At 70.7% G+C, this 1,052-nt stretch carries 1 protein-coding gene; it reads right to left on the reverse strand.

Features of this window, described 5'->3' with window-relative positions:
- On the reverse strand, positions 1 to 952 hold a 952-nt coding region (locus ACIBAI_RS28950), incomplete at its 3' end, for an IS481 family transposase (RefSeq protein ID WP_399038793.1).
- Between the last annotated feature and the right edge of the window lie 100 nt (positions 953 to 1,052).

Genomic DNA, 1,052 nt, shown 5'->3' on the forward strand with positions numbered 1-1,052 from the left:
TGTATTGGCCTGCAGCGTTGTTGACACGGCTGATCGGGGGCTGGCCTGCGAGTGCGGTGTGGCAGCGATGGTAGTTGTAGGTGTGCAGGAAGTCGTCCAGAGCGGCGGTGCGCTCGTCGTTGGCGGTGTAGGGCCGGGCGTAGGCCCACTCGTCGAGCAGGGTGCGGTTGAAGCGTTCGACCTTGCCGTTGGTCTGCGGCCGGTAGGCGCGGGTGCGTTTGCCGGTGGCGCCCAGGTCGGCCAGCGCCTGGTGCCAGGCATGGCTGTGGCGGTAGGCGAAGGCGTTGTCGGTCAGGACCCGTTCGATGCGGGTGATGCCCACGGTGGCGAAGAAGGCCGCGGCCCGGCGCAGGAAGCCGGCGCAGGTAGCGGCCCTCTCGTCGGGGTGGATCTCGCTGTAGGCGAGGCGGGTGTGGTCGTCGACGGCGGAGTGGACGTAGTCGAAACCGACCGTGCGGCGGCGGTCGGGGCGGGCGGCCCGGCCGTGGACGCGCCAGCCGCCGCCGTCGGGGATCCGGCCGAGTTTCTTCACGTCCACGTGGAGCAGCTCGCCGGGCCGGCTGCGTTCGTAGCGGCGGATGACGGTCCCGGTGGGCCGGTCGAGGAAGGCGAGCCGGTTCAGGCCGTGCCGGGTCAGGATCCGGTGCACGGTCGAGGCCGGCAGGTCGAGAATGGGGCCGATGCGGGCCGGTCCCAGCTTGCGGGCGGTGCGCACCGCGCACACCAGGGCTTCAATCGTCGGTGCCGTGCGGTGCGGAGTCGTGCGCGGGCGGCTGGGCCGGTCGTACAGGCCCGCCTCGCCCTGTGCCCGCCAGCGGCGGATCCACTTGTGCGCGGTGGTCCGGGAGACGCCCATCTCCGCGGCCACATGCGCGACCGGCCGTCCGGAACGGACACGCTCGACCAGCAGCCGCCTGCCGTGCACGGTCAGCCGGGCGTTACGGTGGGACACGAAGACCTCCCTGCGGTGCAGTCCTAGACAGCTCCACCACAGCGGAGGTCTTCGCCATGATCAAGACCCACCAGTGTTAACAACGCTCGTGGTCAATACA

The organism is Streptomyces sp. NPDC051041 (assembly GCF_044456065.1).
GTDB classification, from domain to species: Bacteria; Actinomycetota; Actinomycetes; order Streptomycetales; family Streptomycetaceae; genus Streptomyces; species Streptomyces glaucus.